This window comes from Microtetraspora glauca, from assembly GCF_040656155.1.
GTDB classification, from domain to species: Bacteria; Actinomycetota; Actinomycetes; order Streptosporangiales; family Streptosporangiaceae; genus Microtetraspora; species Microtetraspora glauca.
The window spans coordinates 90,746-109,806 of sequence record NZ_JBFALK010000018.1; the positions used below are offsets into that span (position 1 = coordinate 90,746).

Annotated in this window: 18 protein-coding genes; 9 read left to right on the forward strand and 9 right to left on the reverse strand. The window is 69.9% G+C overall.

Annotated elements, in window-relative coordinates:
• Positions 1-108 precede the first annotated feature (108 nt).
• The 4 genes from AB0I59_RS29520 to hisC all read left to right on the forward strand — a co-directional run bounded on the left by AB0I59_RS29520 (position 109) and on the right by hisC (position 3,690).
• Positions 109-771, forward strand: a complete 663-nt coding sequence (locus tag AB0I59_RS29520) for a DedA family protein (protein WP_061260174.1) — start codon at positions 109-111, stop codon at positions 769-771.
• Complete coding sequence (locus AB0I59_RS29525) at positions 756-1,910, forward strand: sensor histidine kinase (protein WP_358138129.1); 1,155 nt, start codon at positions 756-758, stop codon at positions 1,908-1,910. The genes AB0I59_RS29520 and AB0I59_RS29525 overlap by 16 nt, the downstream gene beginning before the upstream one ends.
• On the forward strand, positions 1,901-2,545 hold the full coding sequence (locus tag AB0I59_RS29530) for a response regulator transcription factor (RefSeq protein ID WP_061260099.1): 645 nt from the start codon (positions 1,901-1,903) through the stop codon (positions 2,543-2,545). Before AB0I59_RS29525 ends, AB0I59_RS29530 begins: the two co-directional genes overlap by 10 nt.
• An 80-nt stretch (positions 2,546-2,625) precedes the next feature.
• Positions 2,626-3,690 carry a histidinol-phosphate transaminase gene (gene hisC, locus AB0I59_RS29535; protein WP_061260098.1) on the forward strand — a complete coding sequence of 355 codons (1,065 nt, stop codon included), beginning with the start codon at positions 2,626-2,628 and terminating at the stop codon, positions 3,688-3,690.
• A 13-nt stretch (positions 3,691-3,703) separates the two neighbouring features.
• Here the strand turns inward: hisC and AB0I59_RS29540 are convergent, their stop codons facing one another.
• The 5 genes from AB0I59_RS29540 to purD form a co-directional block, all read right to left on the reverse strand.
• The gene (locus AB0I59_RS29540; protein WP_358138132.1) at positions 3,704-4,636 is read right to left on the reverse strand and encodes an EamA family transporter; all 933 of its coding nucleotides are present in this window, start codon (positions 4,634-4,636) and stop codon (positions 3,704-3,706) included.
• A 31-nt stretch (positions 4,637-4,667) separates the two neighbouring features.
• On the reverse strand, positions 4,668-5,954 hold the full coding sequence (locus AB0I59_RS29545; RefSeq protein ID WP_061260172.1) for a transcriptional regulator: 1,287 nt from the start codon (positions 5,952-5,954) through the stop codon (positions 4,668-4,670).
• A gap of 223 nt (positions 5,955-6,177) precedes the next feature.
• Positions 6,178-7,455 (reverse strand): UDP-N-acetylglucosamine 1-carboxyvinyltransferase, encoded by a 1,278-nt coding sequence (gene murA / locus AB0I59_RS29550; protein WP_061260096.1) that lies wholly within the window; start codon positions 7,453-7,455, stop codon positions 6,178-6,180.
• 99 nt (positions 7,456-7,554) lie between these two features.
• A complete protein-coding gene (locus AB0I59_RS29555; RefSeq protein WP_358138136.1) occupies positions 7,555-8,403 on the reverse strand; it encodes a phosphoribosylaminoimidazolesuccinocarboxamide synthase in 849 nt (282 codons plus the stop codon).
• Positions 8,404-8,459: 56 nt separating this feature from the next.
• A complete protein-coding gene (gene purD / locus AB0I59_RS29560) occupies positions 8,460-9,701 on the reverse strand; it encodes a phosphoribosylamine--glycine ligase (RefSeq protein WP_061260095.1) in 1,242 nt (413 codons plus the stop codon).
• Positions 9,702-10,285: 584 nt separating this feature from the next.
• Between purD and AB0I59_RS29565 the strand changes: the two genes are divergently transcribed.
• From AB0I59_RS29565 to AB0I59_RS29575, 3 genes are all read left to right on the forward strand, one after another.
• The gene (locus AB0I59_RS29565; RefSeq protein WP_358138140.1) at positions 10,286-11,335 is read left to right on the forward strand and encodes a magnesium and cobalt transport protein CorA; all 1,050 of its coding nucleotides are present in this window, start codon (positions 10,286-10,288) and stop codon (positions 11,333-11,335) included.
• A 57-nt stretch (positions 11,336-11,392) separates the two neighbouring features.
• Positions 11,393-12,184: a DUF2785 domain-containing protein gene (locus AB0I59_RS29570; RefSeq protein ID WP_358138143.1), complete on the forward strand. Its 792-nt coding sequence runs from the start codon at positions 11,393-11,395 to the stop codon at positions 12,182-12,184.
• Between the two features lie 189 nt (positions 12,185-12,373).
• Positions 12,374-13,849 carry an ATP-binding protein gene (locus tag AB0I59_RS29575; RefSeq protein WP_358138145.1) on the forward strand — a complete coding sequence of 492 codons (1,476 nt, stop codon included), beginning with the start codon at positions 12,374-12,376 and terminating at the stop codon, positions 13,847-13,849.
• A 6-nt stretch (positions 13,850-13,855) separates the two neighbouring features.
• Here the strand turns inward: AB0I59_RS29575 and AB0I59_RS29580 are convergent, their stop codons facing one another.
• Entirely contained in the window at positions 13,856-14,491 is a 636-nt protein-coding gene (locus AB0I59_RS29580; RefSeq protein WP_358138147.1) for a TetR/AcrR family transcriptional regulator, read from the reverse strand.
• 109 nt (positions 14,492-14,600) lie between these two features.
• Here AB0I59_RS29580 and AB0I59_RS29585 point away from each other — a divergent pair, with 109 nt between their 5' ends.
• Positions 14,601-15,800, forward strand: a complete 1,200-nt coding sequence (locus tag AB0I59_RS29585) for a cytochrome P450 (protein WP_358138150.1) — start codon at positions 14,601-14,603, stop codon at positions 15,798-15,800.
• A gap of 14 nt (positions 15,801-15,814) precedes the next feature.
• On the forward strand, positions 15,815-16,045 hold the full coding sequence (locus AB0I59_RS29590; protein WP_061260089.1) for a ferredoxin: 231 nt from the start codon (positions 15,815-15,817) through the stop codon (positions 16,043-16,045).
• A 5-nt stretch (positions 16,046-16,050) separates the two neighbouring features.
• Here AB0I59_RS29590 and AB0I59_RS29595 read toward each other — a convergent pair whose 3' ends face one another.
• The 3 genes from AB0I59_RS29595 to AB0I59_RS29605 all read right to left on the reverse strand — a co-directional run bounded on the left by AB0I59_RS29595 (position 16,051) and on the right by AB0I59_RS29605 (position 18,950).
• Positions 16,051-16,977, reverse strand: a complete 927-nt coding sequence (locus AB0I59_RS29595) for a glycerophosphodiester phosphodiesterase family protein (RefSeq protein ID WP_358138153.1) — start codon at positions 16,975-16,977, stop codon at positions 16,051-16,053.
• Positions 16,978-17,081: 104 nt separating this feature from the next.
• Positions 17,082-18,365, reverse strand: coding sequence for an adenylosuccinate synthase (locus AB0I59_RS29600; RefSeq protein WP_358138156.1), 1,284 nt, complete (start codon positions 18,363-18,365; stop codon positions 17,082-17,084).
• A gap of 165 nt (positions 18,366-18,530) precedes the next feature.
• Positions 18,531-18,950, reverse strand: a complete 420-nt coding sequence (locus AB0I59_RS29605) for a DUF3151 domain-containing protein (RefSeq protein WP_061260087.1) — start codon at positions 18,948-18,950, stop codon at positions 18,531-18,533.
• Positions 18,951-19,061 lie beyond the last annotated feature (111 nt).

A 19,061-nucleotide genomic window follows, 5' to 3' on the forward strand; every position in this document is an offset into this window, starting at 1 on the left:
TTGTGGTCTTCCGCAGGGTCATAGTGAGGCAAGACCGGGCCAGGTCGGCGGGCTTCATCATGGTGACGGGCGGGCCCGGTTCCTAGCGTTGACCAGGTGATCGAGACGATGGACGGCATCGCCGGCTGGGCGATGGAAATCATGGAGAAGCTGGGCGGCCCCGGAGCCGGTCTGGCGATCGCGCTGGAGAACCTGTTCCCGCCGCTGCCGAGCGAGGTGATCCTGCCGCTGGCCGGGTTCACCGCGAGCCGTGGTGATCTCAGCCTGGGCGGGGCCATCTTCTGGACCACCTGCGGTTCCGTGGCGGGGGCCCTGGTGTTGTACCTCCTCGGCATGCTGCTCGGCGCGGACCGGATCCGCCTGATCGCCGACCGGGTGCCGCTGCTGAAGGTGTCCGACATCGACCGCACCGAGGCGTGGTTCTACCGGCACGGCGGCAAAGCCGTGTTCCTGGGCCGGATGATCCCGATCTTCCGCAGCCTGATCTCCATTCCCGCCGGGATCGAGCGGATGCGGCTGGTGACCTTCCTGGCGTACACCACGCTGGGCAGCCTGATCTGGAACTGCACGTTCGTCCTGGCCGGCTATCTGCTCGGCGAGAATTGGTGGATCGTCCAGGACTATGTGGACGTCTACTCCAAAGGCGTCCTCATCCTGGTCGTGGTGGTCATGGTGGTCTTCGTGGTGACCCGGCTCGTCAGCTCCCGCAAGGGACGGCACCGGCTCGAGGGCGACGACGGCGAGGGGAGACAGGAGTGGGACGGCCGCTGACCTCCGCGTTCGCCCGCTGGTGCCGTACGCTCGCGGGCTTGGTGACCGGCACGTTCACCGCGGCGGTCGCGGCGGGCTACCTCGCGGTCGCGGGAGTGGCGCTGCTCGTGGGGCGGCTGTGGCCGAGGCTCACGCCGTACGTGCCGGCCGGGGCGCGACGGCTCGCCGAGCTGGAGCGCCGCAGGGTGGCGGTGTTCCACGGGGTGGAGGTGCCGCCGGAGTACGAGGGTGCGCGGGCGACGCGCTATCTGGCCGCGCGGGTGCCTCTCGGGCTCCTCGGCGGGCTGGTGCTGGTTTTGCTGGCGTGGGGTCTCGTGACCGGGGTGCTGTTCGTCGGCGGCTGGCTGGCCGGTGAGCGGCCGGACGGCATCGCCCCGACCGCGCCGATCATCGCGTACCTGGTGGTCGCCGGTGCGGTCATGTTCTTCCTCGTCCTGCAGGGCATCGCGGGCGTCGGCGCTCTGGAACGGCGGCTGGCCCGCCGCCTGCTGGGCCCGAGTCCGGAGGAGCTGCTGCACAGGCGGATCGACGAGCTGGCCGCGAGCCGGGCCGGCATCGTCGAGGCGGTCGACGAGGAACGGCGCCGCATCGAGCGCGACCTGCACGACGGGGTCCAGCAACGCCTGGTCGCGCTGGCCGTACTGCTCGGCCGGGCCCGACGGGGACGGCGCCCGGAGCTTCTCGACGAGTTGCTGCGCCAGGCGCACGACCAGTCCAGGGAGGCGCTGCGGGAGCTACGCGACGTGGCCTGGCGGGTGTATCCGACGGCGCTGGACACGCTCGGGCTGGAGGAGGCGCTGTCCGGAGTGGCCGAGCGGTCGGCCGTGCCGGTCACGATGACCTGTGACCTGCCCGTACGGCTCCCGCCGAGTGTCGAGACCGCCGTCTACTTCGTGGTCTGCGAGGCGGTGACCAACGCGGCCAAGCACGCGAAGGCCGAGCGGATTACCGCGGATCTGATCGCAGGCGACAAAGTGGTGACTATGCGCATATGCGATGACGGCCGGGGCGGGGCCGATCCCTCCGGTACCGGCCTGGGCGGGCTGGCCCGCAGGGTGGCCGCACTCGACGGGCGGCTCCTGGTCGACAGCCCGCCCGGCGGGCCCACCGTGATCGAGGTGGCGCTCCCGTGCGGGTGATCCTGGCCGAGGACTCGGCGCTCCTGCGCGAGGGCCTGGTCCGGCTGCTCGCCGACGAGGGCCACGAGGTCCTCGCCGCGGTCGGGGACGGCGACGCGCTGGTCGCCGCGGTGGCGCAGGACCCGCCGGACGTGGTCGTCACCGATGTCCGGATGCCTCCCGGTCACGCCGACGAGGGCCTGCGGGCGGCGCTGGAGATCCGGCGGCGGCATCCGGGCGTCGGCGTGCTGGTCCTCTCGCAGTACGTCGAGAAGCGGTACGCCACCGAGCTGATCACCTCCGACACGGAGGGAGTGGGCTACCTCCTCAAGGACCGCGTGGCGCAGGTGGACGAGTTCCTCGACGCCCTCGAACGCGTCGGAGCCGGTGGGGCGGCCTTCGATCCCGAGGTCGTCAGGCAGCTCCTCGCCCGGACCACCCACGTCGACCCGCTGGCCGCGCTCACGTCCCGGGAGCGCGACGTGCTCGCGCACATGGCGGAGGGCCGCACCAACGCCTCGATCGGCGAGTCGCTGCACATCTCGCAGAGCGCGGTCGAGAAGCACATCAACTCGATCTTCGTGAAGCTGCGCATCGAGCACGTCAGCGGATACAGCCGCCGGATGCTCGCCGTGCTGCGCTACCTCGGGTCGTGACGCCGTCGGCCGTCCCCCTCAGTCCGCCATCATCAGTAGGGTATTTAGTGCATAAACAGACTGATTCGAGGAGGACGAGCATGTCGACGCCGCGTTTCAGGGCCGTACTCGACACCATGCCCCCGTACAAGCCGGGCAAGGCCGTCGTCGCCCCTGACGGCAGATCGTTCAAGCTGTCCTCCAACGAGAGCCCGTTCGGGCCGCTGCCGAGCGTCCGGGAGGCCATCGCCGAGGCCGCGACGCAGATCCACCGCTACCCCGACCCCGCCGCCGTCGCCCTCACCGAGGCCCTGGCCGAGCGGTTCGCCGTGCCGTACGAGCATGTCGCACTGGGCCCCGGCTCGGTCACGGTGGCGCAGCAGATCTTCGAGACCGTCGGCGAGCCGGGCGCCGAGGCGATCTACGCGTGGCGCTCCTTCGAGGCGTACCCCCTGCTCGCGGACCTGGCCGGCATGACCTCGGTCCAGGTGCCGCTCGACGACGAGACGCACGACCTCGACGCCATGGCGGGGGCGATCACCGACGCGACCCGCCTGATCTTCGTCTGCAACCCGAACAACCCGACCGGTACGGTCAACCGCTCCGCCGAGCTGGTGAAGTTCCTCGACCGCGTCCCCGACGACGTTCTGGTGATCCTCGACGAGGCCTACCGCGAGTACGTCCGTGACGAGGACGTTCCCGACGGCCTGACGCTCTACCGCGACCGCCCGAACGTGGCCGTCCTGCGCACGTTCTCCAAGGCGTACGGCCTGGCCGGGCTGCGCGTGGGTTACCTGGTGGGGCACGAGCCCGTGGCCGCCGCCGTGCGCAAGACCACGGTGCCGTTCGCGGTCAACCACATCGCCCAGGCCGCCGCCATCGCGTCCGTCAAGGCCGAGAACGAGCTCCTGGAGCGCGTCGAGGCCGTGGTCAAGGAGCGCACCCGGGTCAGGGAGGCGCTGATCTCCCAGGGCTGGACGATCCCCCCGACCGAGGCCAACTTCGTCTGGATGCGCCTCGGCGACCGGACCCCCGATTTCGCCGAGTTCTGCGCCGGGTACGGCGTGGCCGTGCGGCCCTTCGGCACCGAGGGGGCGCGGGTCTCGATCGGCGACCAGGAGGCCAACGACACGTTCCTCGCCGCCGCCGAGGCGTTCGGCGTCTGACCCGTCCCGCGGGTCAGCTCGGCACGGCCTCCGGTTCCGATTCCGGTACGGCCGCGCCACGGCCGCGGCGCTCGGTGGACACCACCAGGGCGACGCCGATCACGATCAGCGCGCCGGCGCCGAGCATGCCCGCGGTGACGTTCTCCCCGAGCACGGCCACGCCGAGCAGCACGGCCACGACCGGGTTGACGTACGCGTACGTGGAGACGAGCGAGATGGGCGCGTTCCCCAGCAGCCAGACGTACGACGTGAAGCCGACGAGCGAGCCCACCACGATCAGGTAGGCCAGCGCGGCCCAGGACCGGCCGCTCACGGCGGCCGGGTCCAGGCGCTCGCCCAGCCCGGTGCCGATGAGCAGCAGCCCGGCGCCGCCGACGGCCATCTCCACCGTGCTCGCCGCGAACGGGTTCTTGGGCATGGGGATGCGCGCCGACAGGAAGGAGCCGAGCGACCACGACAGCGACGCGATCAGGATGACGGTGACCCCGATGGGGTTCGACCCGGTCGCGCCGCCCAGAGAGAGCCCGCCGACCCCCACGAACCCGACCAGCACACCGGCCAGCGTCAGCGCCTGCGGCCGGTCCCGGAAGACCGTGCGCAGCATGACGAGCCAGAGCGGGACGGAGGCGACGAGCAGCGCCGCCAGCCCTGTGCCCATGTGCTCCTCGGCGACCGCCACCAGGCCGTTGCCGCTGGTCAGCAGCAGTACACCCACCAACGCCGCGCCGCCCGCCTCCCGCCACGTCATGCGGAACGGCTCGCGTCCCTTGATGAGCAGCAACGCGGTGCCGAGGACCAGCGCGGCGGTGACGAACCGCAGCCCACCGCTGAGCAGGGTGGGCAAGGTCTCGATGGCCACACGGATGCCGAGATAGGTCGACCCCCACACGATGTAGACGGTCGTCAATGCCAGCCAGATCCTGATGCCATGAGTGTTCTTCCCCATGGCTCATGACAATAGCCGGACATGTCCTGACTCAGCGGTTGAGTTTTTCCACGATGAGCCGGTAGAGCTGGCGCGGCCGGCCCGGGGCGGGCGTACGGTTCGGCGGAAGCGGCCACGCGAGTCCCTCGTCAACCAGCGTGCGCAGCAACCGCCGGGCCGTGCGCGGCGTGACGCCGAGCATCTTGCCCGCGCTCTCGGCGTCCACCACCGTGTCGCCGCCCTCCAGCTTGGCCGCCAGCCGGGCGAGCACCTCGACGCCCTTCGGCTTGGCCATGCCGGCCGTGTGCGGAGGCATCCGCGGCGGCGGGACCAGCGCGCGGCCCTCCCTGTCGACCGCGAAGCCCTGCGAGTTCTTCGCCCCCTGGCTGCGCCCCAGCGCGCCGCGCGCGTGCGTCTCGGCGTCATGGGTGGTACGGCCCATGCCCACCCCCACCTCGACGGCCAGGCCGAGCTCGTCCCTGATCTTGGCGGCGAACGGCAGCACCCGGAAGCCGTCCGTCGCGGCCGCGATCGAACCCCGTGAGGCCACCACCAGGTAGCTGTGGTCGTCGATCGGCCACACACTGGCATTGATCCGGTTGGCCTCCTGGACGAGCAGGCGGTGCAGCGACAGCCGCAGCTCGTCCCGCCAGTAGCGGGGCGCGGCCCGCCGTACCGGCTCGCGCAGCGTGGGGACCTCCACCAGCACGACCGTGAGCTGCGACTCCTCCAGCCGGTGGTGCGCCCCGAGCAGCGCCGCCGTGTGCAGTGCCGTACGGACCGCGGCCGAGGTGGGGCGGATCCGCACGACGGGCAGGCCCGCGGCGGACAGCCGGTCGGCGACCCCGGGAACGCAGGTCAGCGCCCCCGTCGCGGCCCCCTGCCGGATCAGGCGCTCATGGAACGCGGCGATGGTGCCGGTGGCACCGGGTTCGTCGCGGCTGTGCACCTCGCCGGAGGGCAGGCCCAGGTCGGTGTACGCCTCGTCGATCTCCGCCCGGGTGAGCACGTCCACGCTCACCCGCCGGGGGTCGATCCGCTCGTCCATCGCCGCCTGGGCGATGGCGGCGGCCAGGGCGGCGCCACCCAGCTGTACGTGGGTGGCGGGCATGGTGAGGACGCCCGCGCGGCGGGCGATCTCGTAGGGTGCGGGGCTGGAGAACAGGCAGGCGTCCACGTTCGGGCCGAGCCTGGTCACCTTGTCGGCCGCCTCCTGCTCGTCCCGGTAGGCGGCCGCCACCAGGCGGCACGGCACAGGCGCGGCCGCATGACCCATGAGCATCACTCGCTCGACCAGATCATGCGGCCCCACCACACCGATAGTGAGATCCGGAGTCATCGTGCCCAGGCGTGACCCGCGCGGATTCTCTTCCGTGCGCTCGACCAATGTCTGTCCCATCCGCGTGACCGTTTCCAAATTGGTTGAAGCTCTCTTTGGAACGATCGCGTGTGGCGGCCGTAATGTCACGCCCAAATTTGCCGGAATTCCGTTCTGCATACGGCCCGTGGAAGGCCAATCAGAACGTTTTGCCAGCTCAGCGGCACAAAATTGGGCCCAGGGATCAGTCTGCGGCCAAAGGGGAAATCTGGCGTTCCACATCTGCCCCGAGCGCCTGCATACGCTGCGCGAGATGAGCGTGACCGCGATCGATGAGATAACCCGAGTCGATTGTCGTCTCGCCTTCGGCGCCGAGCCCGGCGAGAACGAGCGCGATGCCCGAACGGAGATCGTGCGCGGTGACCTCGGCGCCGTGCAGCGGCGTCGGGCCGTGCACGACCGCCCGGCTCTCGTCGACCTCGATCCTGGCGCCCATCTTGTTCAGCTCGCCGGCGAGCGCGAAGCGCCCGTCGAAGATCCGCTCGTGGATGTAGCTGGAGCCGTCGGCCAGGCAGGCCACCGTCATCAGCGGCGACTGCAGGTCGGTGGCGAACCCCGGGTAGGTGTCGGTGATGACGTTGATCGGCCGGAGGGTGCGGTTCCTGCGGACGTTCAGCACCGCGCCGTCGGTGGCGAACTCCACGCCCATCTGCTCCAGCTTCCAGCGGACCACGCCGAGGTGCTCCAAGGAGGCGCCGACCAGGTTGACCTCGCCACCGGTGATCGCGGCGGCCATCGCGAAGACGCCCGCGTCCAGCCGGTCCGGCATGACGGTGTGCTCGACCGCGGTCAGCTCGGTGACGCCCTCGACCGTGATGAACCCGGTGCCGCCGCCGCGGATCTTGGCGCCCATCCGGGAGAGCATGGTGATGACGTCGAGCACCTCGGGCTCGAGCGCCGCGTTCTCGATCACGGTGGTGCCGCCCGCCAGGGTGGCCGCCATGATGAGGTTCTCGGTGCCGGTGTGCGAGGGGGTGTCGAGGTACAGCTTGGCGCCGGTCAGCCCGGCCGCCTTGATGTGGATGACGGTCTCGCCCTCGTCCACGACCGCGCCGAGCCGCTTGTAGCCGAGGTAGTGGAAGTCCAGGTTCCTGCTGCCGAGATTGCAGCCGCCCACGCCCTCGATGATCGCCTCGCCCAGGCGGTGCAGCAGGGCCGGGACGAACAACACGGAACCGCGGAACCGCCGCGCGATCTCCGCGGGCAACACCGGGCTGGTGAGCTGGGACGCGTCGATGACCAGCGTGCGCTCGGCCTCGTGGAACTGCACCTTGGCGCCGACCGCCTGGGCCAGCTCGACGGCACGGCGCACATCCTCGATCACGGGCACGTTGCGGAGCACCGTACGGCCCTCCGCGGCGAGCAGCGCGGCGCCGATCATGGGAAGGACGGCGTTCTTCGCACCCTGGATGAAGGCGGTTCCGCGCAGTACGTTGCCACCGCGCACGCGGTAACGGACCATGGATGGGACTCCTAAGTCAAAAGTCAAAGGTGGGGACTCGCATAAGGCGGCGGCGAGGCTGACCAGAGTAGCCGCTGGGACTGGCGTTATGCGGAGGAACTACCCGCGGAAGACGCGGCCTGTCAGCCGCTCGTACGCCTCGACGTACCGCTGCCGGGTGCGCTCGACGATCTCGTCGGGAAGGGGCGGCGGCGGCTCGTCGGACGCCTTGTCCCAGCCGGACTCCGGCGAGGTCAGCCAGTCACGGACGAACTGCTTGTCGAACGACGGCTGCGACCGGCCCGGCTGCCACTCCTCCAGCGGCCAGAAGCGGGAGGAGTCGGGTGTGAGCACCTCGTCACCCAGGACCAGCTCGCCCTCGGCGTCCCAGCCCAGCTCGATCTTGGTGTCGGCCAGGATGATGCCGCGCTCCCTGGCGATCTCGGCGCCGCGGACGTAGACGTCGAGCGTGATCCGCCTGAGCCGCTCCGCGACGTCCGCCCCGACCTCCTCGACGACCTGCGCGTACGTCATCGGCTCGTCATGTTGTCCGATCGGCGCCTTGGTCGACGGGGTGAAGATCGCTTCGGGCAGTCGCGAGCCGTCGGTCAGCCCGGCAGGGAGGGACACGCCGGAGACCACGCCCTCGCGGCGGTAGTCGATCAGCCCGGAACCCGTGAGGTATCCACGCGCGACGCACTCCACCGGGACCATCCGCAGTTTGCGGCACAACACCGCTCGGCCCGCGAACTCGGCGGGCACGTCGGTAGAGACCACATGATTGGGAACCACGTCCGCGAGCTGTTCGAACCACCAGAGCGAGAGCTGGGTGAGGATCGCGCCCTTGTCGGGGATGCCGGGCGCGAGAACGTGGTCGAACGCGGAGATCCGGTCCGAGGCCACCATCAGCAGCAGCCCGTCCTCGGTCTCGTACAGATCGCGGACCTTGCCGGAGTGGAGGTGCTTCACTATGCCATTTTGCCAGTGGTTCAGACCTCTTTGACGACCACCCCCACCCGGGCTTCCTACGACTCGACGGCGCGGAGAGCGATGTCGGAGCGGTGATGCGAGCCGCGCAGCCGGATGTGCCCGACCGCCTCGTACGCGCGCGAGCGCGCCTCGGCGAGATCGCGTCCCGTGCCGACCACGCTCAGCACCCTGCCGCCGTTGGAGACGATCCGGCCGTCGGCGTCGAACGCCGTGCCCGCGTGCAGGACGTAGGCCCCCGGCACGTCCACGTCCAGCCCCTCGACGACGTCGCCCTTGACCGGCTCGCCGGGGTAGTTCTCCGCCGCGACGACCACGGTCACCGCGGCGCCCTCGCGCCAGCGGAGCGGCTCGTGCGCGGCCAGCGTGCCGGTGGCACAGGCCAGCAGCAGCCCGGCGAGCGGCGTCTCCAGCCGGTCGAGCACGACCTGGGTCTCCGGGTCGCCGAACCGCGCGTTGAACTCGATCACGCGCGGCCCCTTCGCCGTGAGGGCGAGGCCCGCGTAGAGCACGCCCGTGTACGGCATGCCGCGCGCCGCCAACTCGGCCACGGTCGGGTGCACGATCTCGGACATGACCTGCTCGGTCAGGCCCTCCGGCGCCCACGGCAGCGGCGTGTACGCGCCCATGCCGCCCGTGTTGGGTCCCGCGTCGCCGTCGCCCACGCGCTTGAAGTCCTGTGCGGGCTGCAGCGCCACCGCGGTCTCGCCGTCGCACAGGGCGAACAGCGACACCTCCGGGCCGTCGAGGAACTCCTCGATGACGACACGCTCACACGCCTGCGCGTGCGCCAGCGCCTCGTCCCTGTCCCCGGTCACCACGACGCCCTTGCCCGCGGCCAGACCGTCGTCCTTCACCACGTACGGCGGGCCGAACTCGTCCAGCGCCGCAGCGGCCTCATCCGCCGTGGCGCACGTGTACGCGCGGGCGGTCGGCACCCCGGCGGCGGTCATGACGTCCTTGGCGAAGGACTTGGACCCCTCGATCCCGGCCGGCTCGCTCGACGGGCCGAAGCAGGGGATCCCCGCCGCCCGTACGGCGTCGGCCACGCCCGCGACCAGCGGTGCCTCCGGGCCGATCACCACGAGATCGGCCCCCAGCGTGACCGCCAGCGCCGACACCGCCGCTCCGTCGGTCGGCGTCACCTGGTGCAGGGTCGCCACCCGCGCGATCCCGGCGTTGCCGGGGGCGCAGTGAACTTCCGAGACGGACGGGTCGAGCCGCAGCCCCCGGCACAGGGCGTGCTCGCGACCACCGGATCCAATGACTAGAACGCGCACCCGCTGAGTTTATGGGCGCTCGCTGTGTCTATTGGCGCTCGCTCCGCTCGCGCGGGCTCGGGGCGCCCTTGAGGCGACTCGTGCCCTCCTCGCTCGGAGTCGCTCGTGCCTCGCTCCCCACTCGCTCGTCGGTTACTTCCCCGCCGCGCCCCTCGCGGTGTCTATTGGCGCTCGCTCCGCTCGCGCGGGATTGGGAGTGTTGAGGGGTCGGCTCGGGGTGGCTTGGAGGCTTTTGAGGGGAAGTACCTGATCGCCGGGGAGCGGGTCGCTATCCTAGAGACAAGCCAGCCAGTTGTGATAGGTTGGCCCAGCTTTGCTGTGTCTCGTGGCGATTGGAGGTGGTTCGGGGTGAATTCTGGTGATCCCGTCAGTACGTGCCCGCGCACGTGCGACGTGCGCATTCCCGACCACCTGATCTCTGAGCCCGAGGGGCAAGCTCACGCCTGAAAAAGGGGTGACATCGCGTCGCGCGTGGAGCGTGCCGGCCCGGGCGGGAAGGGTCCGCCATGCGCTCCTCAACGCTTTTTCCACTCATTTCCCGGCACGCCCGGGTGATTCCGCCACGACTGGCGAAGCCGGTGCCGGTGCCTGAGCAGCCGCCCGTCACCGACCGCTGCGTGCCACCGAGCAACTCCCTGCTGGAGTTCGGCGCGTACATCGGGGGAAGGAAGGTCGACGCCGACGGCATCGCCGAGGCGGTCCGCCTGGTCCGCGCGCACAACGAGGGCAACGCCACCCCCGACGCGTACGTCTGGGTCGGTCTCTACGAGCCCGCCGCGCCCGAGGTCGAATGGCTCGCGGAGGTCTTCGGACTGCACCCGCTCGCCGTCGAGGACGCGATCAAGGCGCACCAGCGGCCCAAGGTCGAGCGGTACGGCGACTCGCTGTTCGTCGTGCTCAAGACCGTGGCGTTCATCGACAGCCAGACGCCCACCGCCGCGAGTGAGATCATCGCCATCGGCGAGATCATGGTGTTCGTCGGCCCCGACTTCGTGGTCACCGTACGGCACGGCAGGCAGTGTCCCCTGGCGGACGTCAGGGAGAGGCTGGAGGACGACGCCAAGCTGCTCGGGCGCGGACCGACCGGGGTGCTCCACGCCATCGCCGACTACGTCGTGGACAAGTACCTGTACGTCGCCGACCTGATGCAGGACGAACTCGAGGACGTCGAGGCGGCCGTCTTCGCTGAGGTCAGCTCCCGGGACATCAACCGGATCTACCAGCTCAAGCGCGAGATGCTGGAGCTCAAGAGGGCCGTCGGCCCGCTCCAGACGCCGTTCAATTCCCTTCCGCAGCGGCGGATGATCCCCTCGGAGATGCGCGAGTACTTCCGTGACGTCGGCGACCACCTGTCCCGGGTGTGCGAGCAGGTGCAGGCGTCCAACGAACTGTCCGACTCCATCCTGCAGGCCGCCCTCGCCCGCTCGAACGCCCTGGCCAACGAGGACATGCGGAAGATCTCGGCCTGGGTCGCCATCATCTCGGTGCCCACGATGATCGCCGGTGTCTACGGCATGAACTTCGAGCACATGCCGGAGATCAAGACCGCCTGGGGCTACCCCGCGGTGATCGGTGTGATGGTCGTCGCCTGCACGCTGCTCCACCGCGCCTTCCGCCGCAACGGCTGGCTCTGAGATCGAGATACCCCTTGCGTCCGCAAGTCCCCTTGCGGGCGTCCGTAGATTGCTCGCATGAACACTGCCGAAACGACCGACTGGAAGAACATCGCGGCCGACGACTACGCCCTGCCGTCCGGCCGTCACCTTGGCGGGCTGGTCGAGGAACTCGCCGCGGCCCTCCGGGATCCGGACCCGGAGGTCCGCGACGGCTACCCGTACATGGTTCTGCGGACCTGGATCGAGCGTGATGTGATCGGTCCTGAGCACCGTGCCGGGCTGGGGGCGGTGATGTCGGCGCGGTTCGACGATCCGGAGATCCAGGCCAGGACGTTCGCCCCCCTGGTGCTGAACATGATCGTCTCCCGGGGTGACTTCGACCATGAGTGGCTGACCACGTTCTCCCGCTGGTACCCCGCCGAGACCGACCTGCGGGGGTATCACGCCGAGTTGGGCTGGCTGCACGCGGCGGCACACGGCGCGGATCTGCTGGGCACGTTCGGCCTCCATCCTCAGGTGGCGCCGACGGCCATGCTCGACCTGGCCGTCGCCCGGCTGCTCGCGCCCACCACCTACCTCTTCGACCAAGAGGAGGACGACCGGCTCGCCCAGGCGATAGGCAGGGTCCTCACCCGGCCGGAGCTGACCGAAGAGCAGGCAGTCGCCTGGCTGGCTCCGATCGAGGCGGACTTCGCGGACCTCGGTGCGCCGATTCCCACGTACGTGTCCAACTGCCTGCGCACCTTGCGGGGCCTGTACATCCTGGCCGACCTCGGCGTTCGACGGACCAGATCGTCGGAGCGCGTCCCGCTTCCCCATCGCGTCGCGATCAAGAACAGGCTCGCGGAGGTGCTGCGGCTCCACTGATCCGGCATTCCCGACCTGACGTCACCGAAGGGGCCGCGGCTAGCGGGCGTCGTGGCCGGGGGGAGCCGAAGGAGCCGAGACCCCTGATCGTGATGTCGATCGCCTCGCTACCTCGGGCTTCGCCGGCGTCCTCGAAGGAAGGTTGAGAAAGATAGCTCTAGTTATCATAGCTGGAACTATCATTGTCCGATGCAGGTCACGGGGAAGCCTGAGCGGCTGTTCGGGCGAGACACGGAGTGGCGGGAGCTGACCGAGTTCGCCGCCATGCCCGCCATCGGTGCGACGCTCGGCCTCGTCTACGGGAGGCGCCGCCAGGGCAAGACGTTGATGCTCGAACTTCTCGCCCGGCAGACCTCAGGCTTCCTCTTCGCGGCCACCCAGCAGAGCGAGACGCAGAATCTCGCCGACCTCGGTGCCGCGTACGGCGCCTTTCTCGGACTCCGGCAGCACGTCAAATTCCCGTCGTGGCAGGAGGCGCTGGAGGAGCTGTTCAGGCTGGGCGAGGACCGTGCCGTCCCCGTGATCATCGATGAGTTTCCGTACCTGGTCGGCGCCACTCCAGGACTTCCGTCCTATCTCCAGCAGGCGCTCCGCCCACTTGGGTTCGCCAAGGAACGGACCCGCACCAGGATGATCCTTTGCGGCAGCGCGCTGACCACCATGGCCCAACTGCTCGGCGGCGGGGCTCCGCTTCGCGGGCGGGCGAGCATGGAACTGGTCGTCCGCCCGTTCCGGTACCGGGAAGCCGCCGCGTTCTGGCAGGTGTCGCACGATCCGGAACTCGCGTTCCGGCTGCATGCCCTGGTCGGTGGAACTCCCGCGTACCTCGAAATGAGCGGAGGGTCCTCCCCATCTTCGGCGGCCGACTTCGACGAGTGGGTGGCGCGCCGGTTGTTGAACCCCGCCTCGGCCATGTTCCGGGAGGGCGGCCTGCTCCTGCGGGAGGAGTCGTCCATCGTCGATCCCACCTCGTACGCGGCGACGTTGGCGGCTCTGAGCGCGGGAAACCATCGCCGCTCCGAGATCGCGTCGGCGCTGGGCCGCCCCAGTAGCGCACTCGGTCACCTGCTGTCCGGCCTCCGGGACATCGGCCTGATCGTCCAGATCGACGACGCGCTCAGGGAGAAGCGCAGCGTGTACCGGATCGCGGAACCGGTCGTCCGCTTCCACCAGCTTCTGGTCCAACGTCACGAGCCCGAGTTGGTGATCGGACGGGCGAGTCGGGTATGGGCCGACAACGCCGATACCGTTGCCGCGAAGATCTACGGGCCGCACTTCGAGGACCTGGCCCGTGATTGGTGCTTCGAGCACGCCGACTCGGGGACGCTTGGAGGAGTGGCGGCCAGGGTCCGCCCCACCGAGATCGCCTGCCGCGAGCACCGGCGGGGGCATGAGATCGACATCGTCGTCACGGAATCGCCCTCCTTCGCGGCGGACCGGATAACCGCGATAGGCGAGGCGAAGGGGACCGGTGCGGTGATGGACGTGTCGCACGTGCGGCGCCTCGAACATCTTCGCGGCCTGCTGCCCGCCGCCAAGGTCGGGTCGCCGCCCAAGCTGCTGCTTTTCAGCCGGTCGGGGTTCACCGACGACCTTCGCCGGGTCGCCGACGCACGGGCGGACATCGAACTCGTGGACCTCGCCCGCTTGTACGAGGGTTCGTAGTCGCTGCTAACGGGCGTCGTGGCCGGGGGAGCCGAAGGAGCCGAGACCCCTGATCGTGATGTCGATCGCCTTGTCGATGGCGGCCCGTACCTCCGGGGGAGAGGCTCCTTGGTCGACGCACGTCATGGCGGCGAGCCTGGCCGCGCCGACGATCGCGCCGACCGCCGAGGCGGCCTCGACGGGGTCGAGTTGGTCGGGGCACGCCTCGTGCAGGGCGCGGGCCACCCGGCGTTGCGTGTCGAAGAGCAGGTGCAGCGCCCGCGCCTGCAGTGAGGGGACGGACTCGATCAGGTGTGTGCGCCGCTGGGCCGCCTCGACGGACCTGTCCGCGTCCGCGAAGTCGCGGTCCAGGCTCTGCCGTGCCGCCCGGACGAGGAGATCCATCGCGGACTCCCCGGGCCGGCGGTCGGCGATCACGCGGAGGGCCTCGGCGACCCGCACCTCGTTGTCGAAGAAGACGACGTCTTCCTTGCTGGTGAAGTAACTGAAGAACGTCCGCGGCGAGACGTCCACGGCGGCGGCGATTTCCGCGATGGTGGTCGCGTCGTAGCCCTTTTCCTCGAACAGCCGCAGAGACGCGTCGACAAGCGCGTTGCGCGTGCGGATCTTCTTGCGTTCCCGCAGGCCAGGAGGGTGCGACATAGTCCAACTTTACGACATATATATCTTCATTCATTGCAACTTTGCATTAAATGTTGTTCCGTGGAATAGGTGCAGCGAATTCCGGCAGCTCTTCCACAAGGAGCCCGTCATGACCGAGGCCGCGACCCGTCCGGTGACCCTTCCCCTCGCGCGCGTACGCCCGTTGGACCCGCCGGAGGACCTGGCCCGCTGGCGTGAGGAGGACCCCATCCGCCCGCTGGCCTACCCGGACGGCCACCAGGGCTGGCTGGTGACGGGCCACGCGGCCGCTCGTGCCATCCTCGCCGACCCACGTTTCAGCACGCGCATCGACCTCCTGCACATGCCGATCCCGCAGCGGGCCGCGCAGTTCCGCTCGACCCTGCGGCGTCCGGGCTTCTTCCTGCGCATGGACCCGCCTGACCACACCCGCTACCGGCGCCTGCTGGCCGGCCAGTTCACGGTCCGCCGGATGAAGCTGCTGGAGCCGAGGATCGAGGAGATCACCCGCGATCATCTGGACGCCATGGAGGACGTGGGCGGCCCGATCGACCTCGTGCGGGCGTTCGCGCTGCCGATCCCGTCCCTCGTGATCTGCGAGCTGCTCGGCGTCCCGTACGCCGACAGGAAGAAGTTCCAGCGCGACTCCGCCGTGCTGCTCAGCCTGGACTCCACGGTCGAGGAGGTGGAGGCCGCGATGAACGACCTCCTCGACTACCTCGACGAGTTGGTGCGGCGCAAGCGGGCCGAGCCGGACGACGACCTGGTCAGCGCGCTCGCGACGGACACCGACCTGACCGACGAGGAGCTCACCGGCGTCACCACGCTGCTCCTCATCGCCGGCCACGAGACGACCGCGAACATGCTGGCCCTCGGCACCTACGCCCTGCTGCGCAACCCCGCCCAGCTCGCCGCCGTACGGGACAAACCCGAGGTGGTGGAGGACGCCGTCGAGGAGTTGTTGCGCTATCTGACCGTCATCCACATCGGCCCGGTACGGGCGGCTCTGGAGGACGTCGAGATCGACGGTCGTCTCATCCGGGCGGGTGAGTCGGTGACGCTGTCGGTGTCGGCCGCCAACCGCGATCCCGAGCGGTTCCCGGAGCCCGACCAGCTCGACGTGACGCGGCACGCCGGCGGGCACCTCACCTTCGGCCACGGCATCCACCAGTGCCTCGGCCAGCAGCTCGCCAGGACCGAGATGCGGATCGCCTACCCGGCCCTGCTGCGCCGCTTCCCCGGCCTGCGCCTCGCCGTACCGCCGGAGGAGGTCCCGATGCGGACCAACATGGCGATCTACGGGGTGCACCGGCTGCCGGTCACCTGGTAGGAGGGGGGACGACCATGAAGATCGTCGCGGATACCGGCCGCTGCATCGGGGCCGGGATGTGCGTGCTCGCCGTGGGCGAGGTGTTCGACCAGAGCGAGGACGACGGGACCGTCGTCCTTCTCGTCCCGGAGCCGCCCGCCTCGATGGCGGGCGCGGTCAGGCAGGCGGTACAGCTCTGCCCGTCCGGCGCCCTGTCCATCGCGGAATCGCCCGAGGAGGAGGAGCAGGACGCCGGGGACGGCTGACGGGGCTAGGCGACGGCGTTGCGGAGCGGGGGGATCGGCGACGGCAGGGAAAGCCCCCGGGCGGCCCACAGACGCCGCATCCGGTCCGGATAGTCGGTGACGACGCCCGCCACGCCCAGGTCGATGAGCCCGGCCGCCTCGTCGGGGTCGTTGACCGTCCACACCACCACCGGAAGGTCGCGGTCCGCCGCGCCGGCCATCAGTGCCCGGTCGACCAGCACGCGGTCGGGGGACAGCGCGGTGGCCCCGACCGCCAGGGCCGCGGCCGCCAGGTCGCCGTCGAAGTCGGCCAGCTCCAGGCCGTTCATCCAGGTTGGGGTCATCGTCACCTGCTCGACCAGCGCGTACCGCCGGTCGACCAGCGGGCGCGCGATCTCGAGGACGCGCCAGTCGAAGCTGAGCAGGGCGGTGTTCGCGAGCCGGCCGTGCCGGTCGAGCTCCTTCACCACGAGCTCGGTGAACGCGTGCGGATCGGCCGAGAGGTCCGGGTGCTCAGGGTCGGACTTCAGCTCGACGTGCAACCTGACCTGGTCCGCGCCGTACGCGTCGACGAGGCCGAGCACGGCTCCGAGCGTGGGCATCCGGGTGTCCGGCAGCGGCACCTGGGTGAGCGCGAACGGGTCGTCGGGTCGCTTCGGCATCCGGATGCCGACGTCGAGCGTCCTGAGCTGGTCCAGCGTCAGGGAGCCGATCGGCTTGCCGACGTACGGGAACATCTCGTCGCCCGCCGTGGCCATCCCGGTGTCCGCGCTGGTCACCGGCGAGACGATCAGATCGTGCGTGAGCACGATCTGCCCGTCGGAGCTCAGGGCGACGTCGAACTCCAGTGCGTCGACCCCGAGTTCCAGCGCGAAGGCGAGCCCGGGAAGCGTGTTCTCGGGCCGCAGCCCGCGCGCTCCCCGATGGCCGTGTAGTTCAACGTGTCCGTGCACAACGGCGAACCCTACTGGGTAGGCCGGCGGTGCCCGAGCATCCCCACCCCCTCGGCGCGCATCCGCTCAAATGCCGCACAACCTGCGGGAGTGGGGAAACGCGCTCAGATCAGCGGGCGGATCTGGAGGGTCTGCGTGCGGCCGGGACCGACGCCGATCGCGGAGATCGGGGCCCCGCTCATCTCCTCGAGCGCCTTGACGTAATCCTGCGCCTTGGGCGGCAGGTCGTCGAACGTCTTGGCGCCGGTGATGTCCTCCTGCCAGCCGGGCAGCTCCTCGTAGATCGGCTTGGCGTGGTGGAACTCGGTCTGTGTCATGGGGATCTCCTCGTGGCGCACGCCGTCCACGTCGTACGCGACGCAGACGGGGATGCGCTCCAGCCCGGACAGCACGTCCAGCTTGGTGAGGAAGAAGTCGGTCACGCCGTTGATCCGGGTGGCGTACCGCGCGATGACCGCGTCGAACCAGCCGCAGCGGCGGTTGCGGCCGGTGGTCACGCCGTACTCGCCGCCGGTGGAGCGCAGCCAGTCGCCCATCTCGTCGGTCAGCTCCGTGGGGAACGGCCCCGAGCCGACCCGCGTGGTGTACGCCTTGAGGATGCCGATGACGCGGGTGAGCCGCGACGGCGGGATGCCCGAGCCGACGCACGCGCCGCCCGAGGTCGGGGACGACGAGGTCACGAACGGGTAGGTGCCGTGGTCGATGTCCAGCAGCGTGCCCTGGCCGCCTTCGAGGAGGACGACCTTGCCCTCGTCCAGCGCCTTGCTCAGCACCAGCGACGTGTCCGTGATGTGCGGCTTGAGCCGCTCGGCGTACGCGAGGTATTCGTCGAGCACCTTGACCGGGTCGAGCCCGCGCCGGTTGTAGATCTTGGTGAGGATCTGGTTCTTGTCGCCGAGGGCGATCTCGATCTTCTGCTGGAGGATGCCCGGGTCCAGCAGGTCCTGGACGCGGATGCCCATGCGGTAGATCTTGTCGCCGTAGGCGGGGCCGATGCCGCGCCCGGTCGTGCCGATCTTGGCCTTGCCCAGGTAGCGCTCGCTGACCTTGTCGATGGCCTTGTGATGCGGCATGATCAGGTGGGCGTTCGCCGAGATCAGCAGCCGGTCGGCGTTGATCCCGCGCTGGGCCAGCCCGTCGATCTCGCTGAGCAGCACGCCCGGGTCGACCACGACGCCGTTGCCGATCACGGGGACCACGTCCGGGGAGAGAACGCCCGTTGGCAGCAGATGCAGGGCGTATTTCTGGTCGCCGATGACCACGGTGTGGCCCGCGTTGTTACCGCCCTGATAGCGGACGACGTAGTGAACGTCGCCCCCGAGCAGGTCGGTGGCCTTTCCCTTGCCCTCATCGCCCCATTGGGCGCCTACGAGAACCACAGCCGGCATGGTCTGACTCCTGCACCACAAAACGAAAACCCCTGGCGCAAGCACGACAGGGGCCTCTTGCAAACAGAGACTACCTGAGCCGGTCGGAAAATGGGATCTCCGGGTCCTAAGTGGGCGGTCACCCCGCGTGTACGGCTCCCACCGGCTCGGGCAGGTCACGGCACTTCAGTGTCCGGCGAGCTCCCTCGCGGCGTCGGCGCTGCTGTCACGCAGGAACTGGGCGCAGCGCTCGGCCTCGTCCTTCTCCCCGATGGCCTGCGCGGCCCGGCTCAGCGCGTGCAGGCAGCGCAGGAAGCCCTTGTTCGGCCCGTGGTCCCACGGGACCGGGCCGTGGCCCTTCCATCCGGCCCGGCGCAACTGGTCGAGGCCGCGGTGGTAGCCGGTGCGCGCGAACGCGTACGACGTGACGGCGTGCCCGGCCGCGAAGTAGTCGTCGGCCAGCGCCGCCCAGGCTTCCGAGTAGGCGGGGAAGCGCGCGGCCACGTCGGCCGCCTTGGCGCCGGCTTCGAGCATCTCTCGGGCCTCGGTGTTGTCCGGGAGGAGGGTGGGCGGCGGACCGGCCAGGAGGTTCTCATGCGATTCCATGTCCACAGTCTTACCTGTGGACAGCCCGCACTGTGATGAGCGGGCGGGGGCAAGATTGACGGAAATTCTCCGGGAAGTCGCCGCACGGAACGGAAGAACATGTTCCGCGCG

Coding starts and splice junctions, on each gene's coding strand:
- AB0I59_RS29605 (WP_061260087.1), bottom strand. CDS start 18,950: ATGGAATCGCATGAGAACCTCCTGGCCGGTCCGCCGCCCACCCTCCTC.
- AB0I59_RS29540 (WP_358138132.1), bottom strand. CDS start 4,636: ATGGGGAAGAACACTCATGGCATCAGGATCTGGCTGGCATTGACGACC.
- hisC (WP_061260098.1), top strand. CDS start 2,626: ATGTCGACGCCGCGTTTCAGGGCCGTACTCGACACCATGCCCCCGTAC.
- AB0I59_RS29585 (WP_358138150.1), top strand. CDS start 14,601: ATGACCGAGGCCGCGACCCGTCCGGTGACCCTTCCCCTCGCGCGCGTA.
- AB0I59_RS29590 (WP_061260089.1), top strand. CDS start 15,815: ATGAAGATCGTCGCGGATACCGGCCGCTGCATCGGGGCCGGGATGTGC.
- murA (WP_061260096.1), bottom strand. CDS start 7,455: ATGGTCCGTTACCGCGTGCGCGGTGGCAACGTACTGCGCGGAACCGCC.
- AB0I59_RS29600 (WP_358138156.1), bottom strand. CDS start 18,365: ATGCCGGCTGTGGTTCTCGTAGGCGCCCAATGGGGCGATGAGGGCAAG.
- AB0I59_RS29570 (WP_358138143.1), top strand. CDS start 11,393: ATGAACACTGCCGAAACGACCGACTGGAAGAACATCGCGGCCGACGAC.
- AB0I59_RS29580 (WP_358138147.1), bottom strand. CDS start 14,491: ATGTCGCACCCTCCTGGCCTGCGGGAACGCAAGAAGATCCGCACGCGC.
- AB0I59_RS29575 (WP_358138145.1), top strand. CDS start 12,374: ATGCAGGTCACGGGGAAGCCTGAGCGGCTGTTCGGGCGAGACACGGAG.
- AB0I59_RS29545 (WP_061260172.1), bottom strand. CDS start 5,954: ATGACTCCGGATCTCACTATCGGTGTGGTGGGGCCGCATGATCTGGTC.
- AB0I59_RS29520 (WP_061260174.1), top strand. CDS start 109: ATGGACGGCATCGCCGGCTGGGCGATGGAAATCATGGAGAAGCTGGGC.